Origin of the sequence: Pseudoalteromonas sp. Isolate3, from assembly GCF_022398505.1 — a bacterium.
Classification (GTDB): domain Bacteria; phylum Pseudomonadota; class Gammaproteobacteria; order Enterobacterales; family Alteromonadaceae; genus Pseudoalteromonas; species Pseudoalteromonas apostichopi.
The window spans coordinates 1-13,926 of sequence record NZ_JAKEVN010000112.1; the positions used below are offsets into that span (position 1 = coordinate 1).

The following is a 13,926-nucleotide window of genomic DNA, read 5'->3' on the forward strand; positions in this document are numbered from 1 at the left end:
TTTGTACCTTTTATTTTTATCATCTCATCTTTTCTATTTGATAGTTAGAAGACATAACTCATTGCAGAAAAGCCTAGGTATATAAATTGCAATAACACCAAGTAACTAAGGTTTAAGGATTAAGCATGATTACTGAACTGATACAAAGCGATTGGCTAAATAAGCCTTGGTTAGTCGTTATTGGTGGCACAACTTTAGCTGCCATAGCATTGTTTTTATTAAAGTTTGTTATTATTTATTGCTTAAAAAAGTGGACCCAGCGAACCGACTTTGTGTTCGACTCTTTATTGGTTGACTCACTTGCTACGCCATTGACCTTATGCACAATGATGGTGCTTGTGATCATCTTTGGTCAATTATTGAACACAACTGGCTTTATGGCTGAGCACCCCTTACCGATTTCAGCCACCGCCAAAGCTATTTGTATTTTTGCCTTAGTGTTATTTTTAGACCATTTCTTATTTGGCACCGTTGATTATTACAGTGCCCGTTCGGTTGTGGTTTCAAATAGCCATAGCATAATTAAAGGCTTGATCCGCTGTGCAATAGTATGTGTTGGCTTACTGGTGTTATTGGGCACGTTAGGAATTTCTATCACCCCTATTATTGCCTCTTTAGGCATTACATCTCTTGCTGTTGCTTTGGCTTTACAACCTACACTCGAAAACTTCTTTTCTGGGGTTCAGCTGGTGGTTGATAAACCTATTCGGGTTGGCGACTTTATAGAGCTTGAAAGTGGCGATCAAGGTTTTGTTGAGAAAATTGGTTGGCGCTCAACCTGGGTAAAAATGTTGCCTAATAATATGATAGTGATCCCAAATAGCCAGTTGTCTAAATCACGCATCATTAACTATTTTTATCCAGAAAAAGAGCTTAGCGTACCTGTTGAGGTTGGTGTTCACTACGGGTCAGATCTTGATAAGGTTGAGCAAGTTACATTGGATGTTGCTAGACAGATTTTAAAAAGCCACAAATGGGGTGTAGATGATTACGATACATTTGTTGTATTTCACACCTTTGATCAATCCAGTATCAATTTTACAGTGATGTTAAGAGCAAAAGAGTATTTTAACCGTTTTTGGGTGAAATCTGCGTTTATTAAAGCATTACATCAACGTTACGCAGAAGAGGGAATCGTTATTCCTTATCCAATTAGGGCTATTAATACCAGCCAAGAGTCTGCGCAATTTAAACCTGCTGATTGAGCTAACAGAGCTTATCATAATTGCATATTTGTATGGTTTTTTATGTCTCTTTTTAGACATTTTTAACACCTATTATACATATGCAATCGGAGCATTGAATTTTTACTCTAAAATACAATAAAAATCGCATAAACACTGTGACATACCTATATTAGAGGCGTACTATATGCCGCCAGAAAGTGACTGCTTTCTGCGTCTTGTTATACAAATATTTAAGGTCAAACAATGAATGCTTGGTACCTCATTTGTTTTCTTTCAGCATTAGCTATTTTTATTGCTTTTGCTAACCAATTTATCCTCAAAATGCAAACCACTATTGCTATAACAACAGGCTCTGTTGTTATTTCTTTACTACTTATTCTTGCTGTTAAAATGCTTGGTGATACCACCGCCCTCGAAATAACTCAAATAGTCTCTAGTATCAATTTTAATCAGTTGCTATTAAAAGGCATGTTGGGTTTTTTACTGTTCGCTGGCGCATTAGAAATAAACTTAGCAGCCCTTCGTAAACAGCGTTGGGAAATAACCGCATTAGTATTATTTTCAACGATTACCTCCACAGTCATCGTTGGTTACTTAAGCTATTACTTATTTGCTTTTGTTGGCTGGCCAGTGCCGTTTATTTACTGCTTGTTGTTTGGAGCATTAATCAGCCCAACCGACCCAATTGCAGTATTAGCCATTATTAAACAAATGCGAGCCCCAGAAGGTATTTCTGTGCAAGTTGAAGGTGAGTCTTTGTTTAATGATGGCATTGGTTTAGTGATCTTCACTACGATATTTTCAGTGGCCTTTTATGGTACCGAAGCCACGTTTACTGACGTTGCTGAATTATTCTTAGTGGATGCTATTGGCGGTATCGTGTTTGGCCTAGTAATTGCGTTAGTTGGGCACTTTTTAATTATTAATAGTCGCGATGTGAACATTCGTTTGCTATTAACACTGACAATACCAACCGCTGGCTTTGCCGCAGCAAATATTTGGGAAATTTCAGGTGCTCTTGCCATGGTTACAAGTGGTATTTTACTTGGCAATATTACTCGCTCTAAGGCAACCGAGCGCACAGGACCAGAAGATACCCGCTATGTAAAAGATTTTTGGCATGCCACCGATAGCTTTTTAAATGCCTTGCTGTTTTTGATCATCGGTATGCTGATTGTCACTATGCCAATTACCCTTGCAGAAGTTGGCCTAGGTTTACTGATAGTACCTGTAGTATTGCTAGCTCGCTTTATAAGTGTAGGTGCGCCATTTGTGTTCTTTAAAAAATATCGAAAATACGATAAGCACTCAGTGAAGATACTCACTTGGGGTGGCTTACGTGGTGGTTTAGCGCTAGCCATGGCTGCTGCGATCCCACGAGATCAAGTAATGATTGCAGGCTCTGACCTACACGATTTAATCGTTATTGTAACCTACGTGGTAGTCATTTTTTCAATCATCGTACAAGGTTTAACAATATCACCGCTGATCCATAGTAGTATTCAATCGGCAGAAGCGAAAAATTAAGCACCGCTTTTTACTTTAAAGGCTCGATTATCGAGCCTTTTTTTGTGCTTTATTGGCATACATTCGACCATCTGCAACTGCAAGTAACTTAGTCAACGAACAAGGCTGCTGGTCTGAAAAATCAGCAATACCATAAGAAAAGCCAAGTTCAACTTGGTTATTAAAACTATTGGGTGAGTGATTAAATGACAGCAACAAACGTTGCATGATTGCTTCGCATTCGCTGGTATTTAAATCTGTAAATAAAATAACAAACTCATCACCACTCAAACGCGCATATAAATCAGCTTTACGACAACATCTTTCTAGCAACCCAGCAAAATCTTTCAGTACTCTATCGCCTGCGGCGTGGCCAAATTTGTCGTTAATTGCTTTAAAGTTATCTAAATCAATAAATACTAATTTTGCCTTTAAATGATGGCGAATACATAAATCAAGGTAATGCTCTGCGGTGCTATTAAAACCTCGACGATTAGGCAATAAGGTAAGCTCATCGGTAGTCGCTAACTGCATGATTGCAAACTCTCGTTCAACAATTGCGGCAAAGTCTGTTAACGCTTTAATTTCTTGTTTATTAAAACTGCGCGGTTGATGATCGATAAGGCACAAAGTGCCAATTCTATTTCCTGATTTGAGTGTAATTGGGCAGCCCGCATAAAAGCGAATATTTGGATCACCCATTACCAAGGGGTTGTCTGCAAAGCGCTTATCATTTAAAGCATTTTCAACCACTAGTGGGTCTTTATATAAAATTGCATGGGCGCAAATAGAAATATCTCGCGCTGTTTCTGTGACGTCTAACCCCACACATGACTTAAACCACTGTCGCTGCTCGTCGATTAAGCTTATAACACAAATAGGCACAGAGAAAAACTGTTGGGCAAGGCGAGTGATTCGGTCAAAGGCAGGTTCACTTTGAGAGTCTAAAACATCCAACGAGCGAAGCTCTTCAAGCCTAGCTTGCTCGTTTAAAGGTACTGAAGGTTTTTCCATTGAATTGCCTTGTAAGGAACAACACAAGTGTTTATTTACGTTAGCAGAAAAAAACGACCTGTTGCATAAAAACAAATTCTTATATTGAGTATCAAGCCCATGTATCTAGGTGTTTATTACCCTCTTCATCTTCCTCTATGGCATTTTTGTTGTTTTTATCATCTTTTTCAGCTGCTTTTTCAGCTGCTTTTTTACGGCGCTCTATTTCACGCTTTTGGCGCTTTTCGAGTTCAATTCGCTGCACGTTCGCGTCTTTTACGCCCGCAATATGAAACGCACCTTTACTCTCCAACTGTAAGCGCGTTATTCGACCTAAAAAGGGGATCATGATATCCATTTGTACCTCCTATTGTACCTCCTACCTATCCAATATATATCGACAGTTATAAGATATACTTTAATTTCGCAAAAAAATGCTTGCCAAAGATTAGCAAAGCATGTTTATCTATATACGTAACTTATTTAAACAGATTTACGCACTGGTTTATACAAACGAGTGCAATACAGGAAAAATTATGCGCTTCAATCTGACAACTATCCATCATCACCATCATTCACCGGAATAGCCTGTCAGGTTTTTCGCTGAGAGGTTATTCCTAAAAGGAACCTCTGGCGAGCAATCAACCAAATTATTTATTTTCGCCCTGAGGTTCCCTCGGGGTTTTTAGTTTTTGAATTAAAGGAAAATGAATAATGAGCAATACCAACCGTTTACGAATCGCCATCCAAAAAGGCGGCCGCTTATCAAAAGACTGCCAAGAGTTACTTAAGCAACTTGGTGTTAAATTAAATCTTCGTGAACAACGTTTAATCGCACACTCTACCAACATGCCAATTGATGTACTTCGTGTACGCGATGACGATATTCCGGGTCTTGTAATGGACGGTGTATGTGACCTAGGTATCGTCGGTGAAAACGTACTCGTTGAAGTACAAGCTGAACGCGAACGCCAAGGTGTGGCATTCGAAGTAAATAAGCTTTCTAAACTTGATTTTGGTTACTGCCGTTTAGCACTTGCATGGCCACAAGAACTTGGCCCACAAGATAAAAGCTGGTTCGAAGGTAAACGCATTGCAACTACATACCCTGAAATTTTAAGCCAATATCTAAAACGTGAAGGCATCAACGCAAGCACGGTAATGTTAACAGGCTCTGTTGAAGTGGCACCGCGTGCTGGTCTGGCTGATGCGATTTGTGACTTAGTGTCTACCGGTGCAACGTTAGAAGCCAATGGCTTAATGCAAGGCGACACAATCTTAGAATCAAATGCATGTTTAATTCAAAACAAAGACCTAGCAGATCAAAGTAAACTTGATTTAATCAATACGCTAATGCCGCGTCTACGTGGTGTTCGTCAAGCTAAGGAAAGTAAATACATCATGTTACACGCTCCTAAAGCAAAGCTTGATGAAGTATGCGACTTGCTACCTGGTACTGGCCAACCAACTTTACTATCGCTTGCAGGTAGCGACGATTATGTAGCACTGCACATGGTTAGTAGCGAAACCCTATTCTGGGAAACGATGGAACAGTTAAAAGCATTGGGTGCCAACTCAATTCTTGTTATGCCTATTGAAAAAATGATGGAGTAATTATCCATGTTTCGCTGGAATGAGGAAAATCAACAAGCACAGCAGGCGGTACTCACCCGCCCTGCTGTTACTGCAAGTAAAGAGGTCGAAGCAATTTGTATCGACATCTTAAATGCAGTTAAAACAGATGGTGATGCAGCGTTATTAAAGATGGCAAAAGAGTTTGATAAGCGCGAAACACCACGCTTATTAGTACCGGTTGAAGAAATTAATCAAGCTGAGCAGTTACTATCAAGCGAGTTAAAAGCCGCTATCGAAACGGCCTATGCCAATGTTAAACGCTTTCACCAAGCACAGTTACCCAAAGACATTAAGTTAACAACGCAACCGGGTGTGTTGTGTGAACTTAAATATCAAGCCATTGAAGCGGTTGGTATTTACGTGCCAGGTGGCAGTGCGCCACTGCCATCGTCAGTGATTATGCAAGGGGTGCTTGCACAGTTAAGTGGTGCACAAACCGTTGTGCTTACTACACCTGTAAAAGCCGATGAAACTATCAACCCTGCCATTTTATATGCGGCAAAACTATGTGGTATTAAAACCATTGTAGAAAGTGGCGGCGCAGGTGCGATTGCAGCGATGGCATACGGCACAGAATCAGTGCCTAAAGTAAACAAGATTTTTGGCCCTGGAAATAGTTTCGTCACTATGGCAAAACAACTTGTTGCGCAAACTATTCCGGGTATGGCGATTGATATGCCAGCAGGCCCTTCTGAAGTGCTAGTGATTGCTGATGAGCGTGCAAACCCAGAGTTTATTGCGGCAGATTTACTATCGCAAGCGGAGCACGGCGCTGATTCGCAAGTTATTTTACTATGTAACAACGAACGCATCATTGAAAAAACACAGCAAGCATTAACAGAACAGCTAGCAAAATTAAGTCGTAAAGACACTGCCGAACAAGCCCTTGCTAACTCAAGCTTGATATTAGTGGACTCGGTTGAGCAAGCCTTTGCGGTGTCTGCTGAATATGGTCCTGAGCACCTTATTTTACAACTTGCTGATGCGCAGCCTTATCTAAGCTTAGTGAAAAATGCCGGTTCAGTATTTGTCGGTGATTACACCCCTGAGTCTGCCGGTGACTATGCGTCCGGTACTAACCACGTACTACCAACGTATGGTTACAGTGCGACCTATTCGAGCTTAAACTTATTGGACTTCTTTAGAACTTACACAGTGCAAACCATCAGCAAAAATGGCTTACGTGAATTATCTAAAGCAATTTTACCTTTAGCTGCAGCAGAGGGACTAGATGCTCACGCTAATGCTGTTTCAATTCGTCTTGAGGCTATGAACAATGAGCGATAATGCAAAAATAACAACGCTGTTGCCAGATAACATTGCTGCACTTACAGCCTATAGTTCAGCGAAAAGTGAAAAGCTCACAGGCACTACTTGGTTAAATGCCAACGAAAGTCCATATTCACGTACTCCAAATATCAATTTAGCTGATTTAAATCGCTACCCAGATCCGCAGCCTCAGCAAGTGATTAATCGTTATGCTTGCTATGCTAATTTAGAGCCGGAGCAAGTGCTAATGACTCGCGGAGCTGATGAAGGTATTGAGCTATTAGTACGTACGTTTTGTCGTCCAGCTAAAGATAGCATTGCACTCTTTTTGCCAACTTACGGCATGTACAAAGTAACCGCTGACACTCACAACATTGCGATTAACGGTTTAACTCAAGAACTGTTATTAAAAGGTACGGTTGATGAGATTGTAACCGCTGTTGCTGACTCAAAACTGGTGTTTATTTGTAATCCAAATAATCCAACTGGCAGCATGACTAGCCTAGACAAAATCAGAAAAATCACCCAGCAACTTGCAGGTAAAGCGATTGTCGTGGTTGATGAAGCTTATATAGAATTTTGCCCAGAGCAAACAGCTGCAAGTCTCATTAATGAGTTTAGTAACCTTGTGGTACTGAGAACCTTATCTAAAGCGTTTGCACTTGCGGGTCTTAGAACAGGCTTCACACTCGCTAACAATGAGCTACTTGCGCCTATTCGTAAAGTGATTGCGCCTTACCCTGTATCAACCGTTGTTGCGAGCATTGCAGCAGACGCATTAAGTAGTGACAATATCGCTTCAATGCGACGTCAGGTGACAATTCTCAATAGCTTAAAAGCCAAACTAAAAAACTGGCTTGAGCAATCACCTGCCGTTATCAAAGTACTGAGCGGTGAAGGTAACTTTGTCACCTTAAAATTAAAAGACAAACAATCATTTATTATCGCGCTTGAACAGGGCCTTGTGATGCGTGCCTTCACATTGTATGGCGAAAATGATTGGCTACGAATTTCTATCGGTAATGAACAAGAATTAGAACAAGTAAAAGTTTGGTTAGATGGCTTATCACTGACCAGCAAAACAGTAGAACAGGAATTATCATGAGCAACCCGTATTTATTTATTGACCGCGATGGCACGATTATCGAAGAGCCAATCACCGACAAACAGGTTGATAGCCTTGAAAAATTGGTGTTTTTGCCGAATGTGATCCCTGCTCTATTACAACTTCAAGCGGCAGGTTACCGCCTTGTGATGGTTTCGAACCAAGATGGTTTAGGAACTGATAGCTTCCCAACAGCTGATTTTGATATTGCTCAAGACAAAATGATGAATATCTTAAACAGCCAAGGAATCAAATTTGATGAGGTTCTGATCTGCCCTCACTTTGATGAACAAAATTGTGACTGCCGTAAGCCAAAAACCGGATTACTTACTGAGCTAATGCGTTCAGGTAAAGTCGATTTAGCACGCTCATTTGTGATTGGCGATCGCCAAACAGATATCGGACTTGCCAAGAACTTATGTTGCGAAGGCATTTTGTATGATGGCAGCTGGGATGCCATTGTCACTAAGCTGACAACTGCGAACCGTGAAGGCCGTGTCACTCGCAATACCAAAGAAACACAAATCGATGTGCAAGTTAATTTAGACCAAACAAAAAATGGTGAAATTAGCACAGGCCTTGGCTTTTTCGATCACATGCTTGACCAAATTCGCACCCATGCCAATATCGGTCTTAATATTCAAGCAACTGGCGATTTACACATTGATGAGCACCACCTAGTTGAAGATATCGGCATTGCACTTGGTCTTGCTCTTAAACAAGCATTAGGTACAAAAACGCAAATTGGTCGTTATGGTTTCGCATTGCCTATGGATGAATGCAAAGCTGAAGCACAAATCGACTTATCAGGCCGTGCATCATTTGTATTAAATGCCGATTTTAGCCGTGAAAAAGTAGGCGACTTAGACGTACAAATGGTTGAACATTTCTTTAAAAGCTTAAGTGATAATGCTGCGATGAGCCTTATTCTGTCGGTTAGCGATGGTAACTGCCATCACCAAGTTGAAGGTCTATTTAAAGCGTTTGCTAGAGCACTTCGCGCTGCGATTGCTAAAGATGCTTCGCAACAAACTGCTAGCTCTAAGGGGTGTTTATGATTGCTATAATTAATACCGGTTGTGCCAACATTAACTCTGTTCGTTTTGCCTTTGAACGCTTAGGTAAAACACCAGAGGTGATCACTTCACCTGAGCAATTAAAAGGTTTTGAACGTGCGATTTTACCTGGCGTAGGCCATGCCTCTGTTGCAATGAAACGCTTAAAAGACGGTGGCTGGCAGCAAGCAATTGATGAATATCAGCGCCCGCTGATGGGAATTTGTTTAGGTATGCAATTACTTTGTGACAAAACTGAAGAAGGCAATGTTGATTGTCTTGGCAAAATCCCAGGTATTGTTAAGCAACTTGATGTAGGTGAATTAACTTCACCGCACATGGGCTGGAACGACCTAAGCGTCTTAAAAGAGCATGCCCTCACTAAAGGTTTATCAGCGCAAGATCAAGTGTACTTTGTGCATAGCTTTGCTCACACAGTGAACGATGCCACCTTAGTTAGCGGTGAATACGGACAAGCTTTTTCAGCGATTGTTGCCAAAGATAACTACGCAGGTATGCAGTTCCACCCTGAGCGAAGTGCTAAAGTAGGCACCCGACTTTTACAAAACTTTTTAGATTGGCAGCTGTAAGCGCAGCAAAAAATAAGAGAAATAAACGTGATAATTCCAGCACTCGATGTATTACAAAACCAAATTGTGCGCTTATACCAAGGTAAGTATGATACAGCACAATTTTACCCTTACGAACTTAGCGCACGCTTACAAGAATATGCAAATAGCGGCGCAGGTAAACTACACCTCGTTGATTTAGAAGGTGCGCGCGATCCAAATAAAAAACAGTGGCAGCATATTCAAGCGGCAACCAAAGCGCTTAATGTACCTTATCAAGTAGGTGGCGGTATTCGCTCTGAGCAAGATGTTGCCGACTGGCTTGAAGCCGGTGCTAACCAAGTCGTGATTGGCTCAATGGCCGTTGAAAAGCGCGAGCAAGTACAAGCTTGGATTGAAAAATTTGGTGCAAAGCACTTCGTTATAGCACTTGATGTAAATAAAACGGAAAACGGCTGGGCACCAGCGACACATGGGTGGCTAAGTGAATCTAAGTTTGGTTTGTTCGAACTTGTTGATTTTTACGTAGCTCTCGGTGTAATTGATTTTCTGTGTACAGACATCAGTAAAGACGGCACGATGACAGGCCCTTCATTTGCACTTTATGAAGATCTAACTAACCACAATAGCGAGATTAAAGTTCAAGCATCAGGCGGTGTAAGCTCACTTGATGATATTGCAAAGCTGAAAAAACTTGGCGTTGGCGGTGTTATATTAGGTAAATCATTACTCGATGGTGCCTTTAATGTTGAGGAGGCGTTAGCATGTTATCAAAACGCATAATTCCTTGTTTAGATGTTAAAGACGGTCAAGTCGTTAAAGGTGTTAAATTTAAAGGCCATGAAGTAGTTGGTGATATTTTAAAGCTTGCAAAAGCATACAGCGATGCCGGTGCTGATGAACTAGTTTTTTATGAAATCAGTGCCAGCGTCGAAAAGCGTCTACTTGATGTAAATTGGGTAGAGAACATTGCGCGCCATATTGATATTCCATTTTGTGTGGCTGGTGGCATTAAATCTGTTGCTGATGCGGCACGTGTTTTAGAACGTGGCGCAGATAAAATCAGTATTAATAGCCCAGCTATCGCTCGCCCAGAGCTAATTAAAGAATTACACGATGAGTTCGGTAAACAATGCGTAGTTGTTGGTATTGATAGTTTTTATGATGAAAAAACTGATGAGTATTTGGTGTACCAGTTAACGGGTGATCCAAATGCATCAAGCCGTACTCGCTACAAAACCGAAGAATGGGTTAAGCGCGTGCAAGACCTAGGTGCTGGCGAAATCGTCCTTAATTGCATGAACCAAGATGGCGTGCGTAAAGGCTACGACAATGTTCAGCTATCAAAAATGCGTGCACTGTGCGATATTCCACTAATTGCTTCGGGTGGCGCAGGGACAATGCAAGACTTTGTTGATGTATTTCAGCGAAGCCAAGTTGATGGTGCTCTCGCTGCCAGCGTATTTCACAAGAACGTCATTGATATTGGCGAACTAAAACAATTTTTAATCGATAATAATGTAGCGGCAAGACTATGCAATTAACCAAAGACACTCTTACTCAAGTCGATTTTGCCAAAAGCGAATTGATCCCAGCTATTGTGCAAGACGCACGCACTGGGGTTATTTTAATGCAAGGCTTTATGAATCAAGACGCATTAGCTGCCACTTTCGACAAACAAAAAGTAACCTTTTTCTCACGTTCTAAAGAGCGCTTATGGACTAAAGGCGAAACATCAGAAAACTACCTTGAAGTTGTCTCGGTGCACACCGACTGTGATTACGACTCTATATTAGTACTCGCAAACCCACTTGGCCCAACCTGTCACTTGGGTACACAAAGCTGTTTTGGCGATGATGCAAAACCTAGCTTATCGTTTTTGGCCGAGCTTGAACAAGTTATTGTCTCGCGTAAAAATGATGACCCAAGCAAAAGCTACACTGCGTCTTTATTTGCAAAAGACTTAAGCCGTAGTTGCCAAAAAGTGGGTGAAGAAGGTGTCGAAGTTGCCCTTGCAGCTATGAAACATGATAACGATGAATTAACCAATGAATCGGCAGACTTACTGTATCACTTAACCGTGTTATTACAGCGCCAAGGCTTATCATTGGCCGATGTGGTGAGTTGCTTACAAGGCCGCCATAAGTAAATGAAGTACATTAAGATGCACCTTTTCAGGTGCATCTTAAATCTTATTGCCTAAGTGCTTTTAAAACATCACGAGTAAAGTCATGTTCACTAAAGCCTTTAAGACCCGCAAGATCATACCCTCGCCTAACAATAACTAGCTGCTCGCTTGGAATAATCACCAAATATTGACCTCGGTTGCCTCGCGCTGCGATAGTATCGTTTGGTAATTCTGGGAAGCGTTCGTTATAAAGCCACCACTGTGCACCGTATCCAGGTGCAGCTTCAGGGGGCTGCGCAGGTGCTGGTTTACTTATATAACTTAACCAATCTTTTGGTAATATTTGCTCACCTTGCCAGCGACCATTATTTAGGTGTAACAGTCCTAAACGAGCAAGATCTCGTGAGGTAGTCCACACTTGCGATGACAAAATAAAGTCACTTTGCCAGTCAGATTCTAAAAAAGTATGTTGCATGCCAATTTTATCGAGCAAGTTTTCATACGGATAACGTAAGTAACTCGCTTCATCTTTGAAAGTTTCTCTTAGAGTGCGAAGCGCTAACATGGTGTCGTTATTGGCATATTTCCAGCGGCTGCCAGGCTTTACTTCTAACGCAGTATGCGTTGCAGTATCAGACACTAAACCGCCCCCCATATAAACCCGATCTGTCCGGTTGCCCGCTTTATTACTATCTAAGCCTGATGCCATATGAAGTAAGTTTTCAAGAGTTATTTCACCACGCGGATCAAGCGAATGAGACCAACTTTCAAGCCCCGCTGGTTTAGTTACATCAAGTCGCTTTTGCTCTACTGCCACACCAATGATGCTAGCGCCAATACTTTTTGCAACAGACCAAGTTCGCTGTGCGGTTTCTGGGGTAAAGCCTGCTTTATATTGCTCTGCTAAAATCGCCTGAGGGCTTGCTATTAAAATAGCTGAAGTACGTGCGCCTTCGCCATAATGACGAGTAAAAGCCTGAGCAATGACCTCATCAAGCGCCTTATTGCCCGTTGTTTTATTAACACCATTTAGCGTTTGCCATGGCTTACCATCATCCTTTAGATCAGCTAGGTTTTCTTTAAACGGAGATTGCACAAGTGATGCAGATTCTAGGCTAGCTCCAACAGGCAAATCAACACAACCTAAACGAGGACGCCACACCGATATACGCTGCTTATCTTTATCATAATCGACAGTGACTCGCCTATGCTTGGTATCAATATTTGCTTTCAGTGTTTTTACCGTGTCTGCGATTAAAGGATAAATCCCCGTGAGTTCATCTGTAACGATTTGCTCAGTCGTTTTGTCAGCATTAAACGTGGCACTACAAGTAAAGTTGGCGACATACCCTGCAGCATAAGCGTTTAAGGTTACATCAGTTTCCTCACTACAAGCACAAAAGCTGATCCACAATAAACTACTTAGGAAGATTATTTTTTTCATTATTATTCCTTGGGGGCAAATACTATAAGTTAGCAAAAGGAAAAAATAATGATATGTTTTTACGGCAGAGTTAACGCTTTTAACGGTAAAAAAGCTGGATATYAAATAACTAAGAAGCATTATTTTTTTTAAAAGTTTATAAACTGTTTAAACCTTTTGTACCAGCACCTGCGACTAAGCTAAAAACATCTCAAATATGAAAGGGAAGAACCATGTTAAGTAAAGTAAAAACACTCTCGCTTATTGCCGCAGGCCTATTATCAGCCCAAACATTTGCTTGGGGTGAAATGCCTCTGCAAGAAACCAAAAACCTTAAGCTAGATGCAGCATCATTAAGTGCTTTGAAAGTCGAAGCTGGCTCTGGTTTTTTGCACATTACAGGCACTGACAGTGATGAAGTAACCGTTAAAGCTGAAATTTATCAAGAACAGCCGCACGATGAATACTGCTTAACGCTTGAAGCTAAAGGCAATAATGCCGCACTTGGTGCAGGACAATGTGAACACCATACCAACAAGCAAACTCGCATTGATTTAACTGTTGCGATCCCGCATTCATTTAATGTCGATGTGCACGATGCTTCTGGTGAGATTATTATTAGCCATGTAGCTGATACAGTAATCAACGATGGTTCAGGTTCAATAACCGCGAATGACATTGAAGGCACATTAGAAATCAATGATGGTTCAGGCAGCATAGATGTTCGTAATGTTAGCCGTGATATTAAAATTCATGATGGCTCTGGCAATATTGATGTTGCAAACGCACTGGGCAATATTGAAGTACACGATGGCTCTGGTGGTATCGACTTAAATGATATTTCGGGTGATGTTGTCGTTTCAGATGGCTCTGGAAGCATTCGCGTTGATACTGCGGCAAACTTTGAGTTACTAAGTGATGGTTCTGGCTCAGTAAAAGTGACCAACATTGCTGGTAAAACTAAGATGTAAGCTTCAGGGCTATAAAGCCCTGATTTTTAATTACTTAGCCTTAAAGTTTACACTAAAAGTTTGTTTATCAATACTATTATTAAAC

14 protein-coding genes are annotated in these 13,926 nt (G+C 41.1%); 11 read left to right on the forward strand and 3 right to left on the reverse strand.

The features are described from left to right. The first annotated feature begins 125 nt into the window (after positions 1-125). Together L1D46_RS16990 and L1D46_RS16995 are read left to right on the forward strand one after the other, a co-directional pair. Positions 126-1,205: a mechanosensitive ion channel family protein gene (locus L1D46_RS16990; RefSeq protein ID WP_205987949.1), complete on the forward strand. Its 1,080-nt coding sequence runs from the start codon at positions 126-128 to the stop codon at positions 1,203-1,205. Positions 1,206-1,430: 225 nt separating this feature from the next. Next, a complete protein-coding gene (locus L1D46_RS16995; RefSeq protein ID WP_130052603.1) occupies positions 1,431-2,714 on the forward strand; it encodes a sodium:proton antiporter in 1,284 nt (427 codons plus the stop codon). A gap of 27 nt (positions 2,715-2,741) precedes the next feature. On the opposite strand, the gene L1D46_RS17000 is transcribed toward L1D46_RS16995, so the two are convergent. Both L1D46_RS17000 and L1D46_RS17005 read right to left on the reverse strand, forming a co-directional pair. Beyond that, positions 2,742-3,707: a sensor domain-containing diguanylate cyclase gene (locus L1D46_RS17000; RefSeq protein ID WP_130052604.1), complete on the reverse strand. Its 966-nt coding sequence runs from the start codon at positions 3,705-3,707 to the stop codon at positions 2,742-2,744. Between the two features lie 91 nt (positions 3,708-3,798). Further along, positions 3,799-4,044, reverse strand: a complete 246-nt coding sequence (locus L1D46_RS17005) for a hypothetical protein (protein ID WP_130052605.1) — start codon at positions 4,042-4,044, stop codon at positions 3,799-3,801. A 356-nt stretch (positions 4,045-4,400) separates the two neighbouring features. Here L1D46_RS17005 and hisG point away from each other — a divergent pair, with 356 nt between their 5' ends. From hisG to hisIE, 8 genes are read left to right on the forward strand one after another with little or no spacing between them, the layout of a single operon-like run. Further along, positions 4,401-5,300 (forward strand): ATP phosphoribosyltransferase, encoded by a 900-nt coding sequence (gene hisG / locus L1D46_RS17010; protein WP_130052606.1) that lies wholly within the window; start codon positions 4,401-4,403, stop codon positions 5,298-5,300. 6 nt (positions 5,301-5,306) lie between these two features. Next, the gene (gene hisD, locus L1D46_RS17015; protein WP_130052607.1) at positions 5,307-6,608 is read left to right on the forward strand and encodes a histidinol dehydrogenase; all 1,302 of its coding nucleotides are present in this window, start codon (positions 5,307-5,309) and stop codon (positions 6,606-6,608) included. Continuing rightward, complete coding sequence (gene hisC / locus L1D46_RS17020; RefSeq protein ID WP_130052608.1) at positions 6,598-7,695, forward strand: histidinol-phosphate transaminase; 1,098 nt, start codon at positions 6,598-6,600, stop codon at positions 7,693-7,695. The genes hisD and hisC overlap by 11 nt, the downstream gene beginning before the upstream one ends. After that, on the forward strand, positions 7,692-8,753 hold the full coding sequence (gene hisB / locus L1D46_RS17025) for a bifunctional histidinol-phosphatase/imidazoleglycerol-phosphate dehydratase HisB (protein WP_130052609.1): 1,062 nt from the start codon (positions 7,692-7,694) through the stop codon (positions 8,751-8,753). The genes hisC and hisB overlap by 4 nt, the downstream gene beginning before the upstream one ends. Beyond that, a complete protein-coding gene (gene hisH, locus L1D46_RS17030) occupies positions 8,750-9,340 on the forward strand; it encodes an imidazole glycerol phosphate synthase subunit HisH (protein WP_130052610.1) in 591 nt (196 codons plus the stop codon). Before hisB ends, hisH begins: the two co-directional genes overlap by 4 nt. Before the next feature lie 27 nt (positions 9,341-9,367). Beyond that, complete coding sequence (locus tag L1D46_RS17035) at positions 9,368-10,102, forward strand: 1-(5-phosphoribosyl)-5-[(5-phosphoribosylamino)methylideneamino] imidazole-4-carboxamide isomerase (protein WP_167657554.1); 735 nt, start codon at positions 9,368-9,370, stop codon at positions 10,100-10,102. Then, complete coding sequence (gene hisF / locus L1D46_RS17040; RefSeq protein WP_239977926.1) at positions 10,084-10,863, forward strand: imidazole glycerol phosphate synthase subunit HisF; 780 nt, start codon at positions 10,084-10,086, stop codon at positions 10,861-10,863. Before L1D46_RS17035 ends, hisF begins: the two co-directional genes overlap by 19 nt. After that, a complete protein-coding gene (hisIE, locus tag L1D46_RS17045) occupies positions 10,854-11,468 on the forward strand; it encodes a bifunctional phosphoribosyl-AMP cyclohydrolase/phosphoribosyl-ATP diphosphatase HisIE (RefSeq protein ID WP_130052642.1) in 615 nt (204 codons plus the stop codon). The genes hisF and hisIE overlap by 10 nt, the downstream gene beginning before the upstream one ends. Before the next feature lie 43 nt (positions 11,469-11,511). Here the strand turns inward: hisIE and L1D46_RS17050 are convergent, their stop codons facing one another. Then, positions 11,512-12,891: a serine hydrolase gene (locus L1D46_RS17050; protein ID WP_130052643.1), complete on the reverse strand. Its 1,380-nt coding sequence runs from the start codon at positions 12,889-12,891 to the stop codon at positions 11,512-11,514. Between the two features lie 212 nt (positions 12,892-13,103). On the opposite strand from L1D46_RS17050, the gene L1D46_RS17055 reads away from it, so the two are divergent. Continuing rightward, positions 13,104-13,841: a hypothetical protein gene (locus L1D46_RS17055; RefSeq protein ID WP_130052644.1), complete on the forward strand. Its 738-nt coding sequence runs from the start codon at positions 13,104-13,106 to the stop codon at positions 13,839-13,841. Positions 13,842-13,926 lie beyond the last annotated feature (85 nt).

What these genes read in the sequence shown, in the direction of transcription:
- L1D46_RS16990 (WP_205987949.1), top strand. Translation starts at nt 126, where the DNA reads ATGATTACTGAACTGATACAAAGCGATTGGCTAAATAAGCCTTGGTTA.
- L1D46_RS16995 (WP_130052603.1), top strand. Translation starts at nt 1,431, where the DNA reads ATGAATGCTTGGTACCTCATTTGTTTTCTTTCAGCATTAGCTATTTTT.
- L1D46_RS17000 (WP_130052604.1), bottom strand. Translation starts at nt 3,707, where the DNA reads ATGGAAAAACCTTCAGTACCTTTAAACGAGCAAGCTAGGCTTGAAGAG.
- L1D46_RS17005 (WP_130052605.1), bottom strand. Translation starts at nt 4,044, where the DNA reads ATGGATATCATGATCCCCTTTTTAGGTCGAATAACGCGCTTACAGTTG.
- hisG (WP_130052606.1), top strand. Translation starts at nt 4,401, where the DNA reads ATGAGCAATACCAACCGTTTACGAATCGCCATCCAAAAAGGCGGCCGC.
- hisD (WP_130052607.1), top strand. Translation starts at nt 5,307, where the DNA reads ATGTTTCGCTGGAATGAGGAAAATCAACAAGCACAGCAGGCGGTACTC.
- hisC (WP_130052608.1), top strand. Translation starts at nt 6,598, where the DNA reads ATGAGCGATAATGCAAAAATAACAACGCTGTTGCCAGATAACATTGCT.
- hisB (WP_130052609.1), top strand. Translation starts at nt 7,692, where the DNA reads ATGAGCAACCCGTATTTATTTATTGACCGCGATGGCACGATTATCGAA.
- hisH (WP_130052610.1), top strand. Translation starts at nt 8,750, where the DNA reads ATGATTGCTATAATTAATACCGGTTGTGCCAACATTAACTCTGTTCGT.
- hisF (WP_239977926.1), top strand. Translation starts at nt 10,084, where the DNA reads ATGTTATCAAAACGCATAATTCCTTGTTTAGATGTTAAAGACGGTCAA.
- hisIE (WP_130052642.1), top strand. Translation starts at nt 10,854, where the DNA reads ATGCAATTAACCAAAGACACTCTTACTCAAGTCGATTTTGCCAAAAGC.
- L1D46_RS17050 (WP_130052643.1), bottom strand. Translation starts at nt 12,891, where the DNA reads ATGAAAAAAATAATCTTCCTAAGTAGTTTATTGTGGATCAGCTTTTGT.
- L1D46_RS17055 (WP_130052644.1), top strand. Translation starts at nt 13,104, where the DNA reads ATGTTAAGTAAAGTAAAAACACTCTCGCTTATTGCCGCAGGCCTATTA.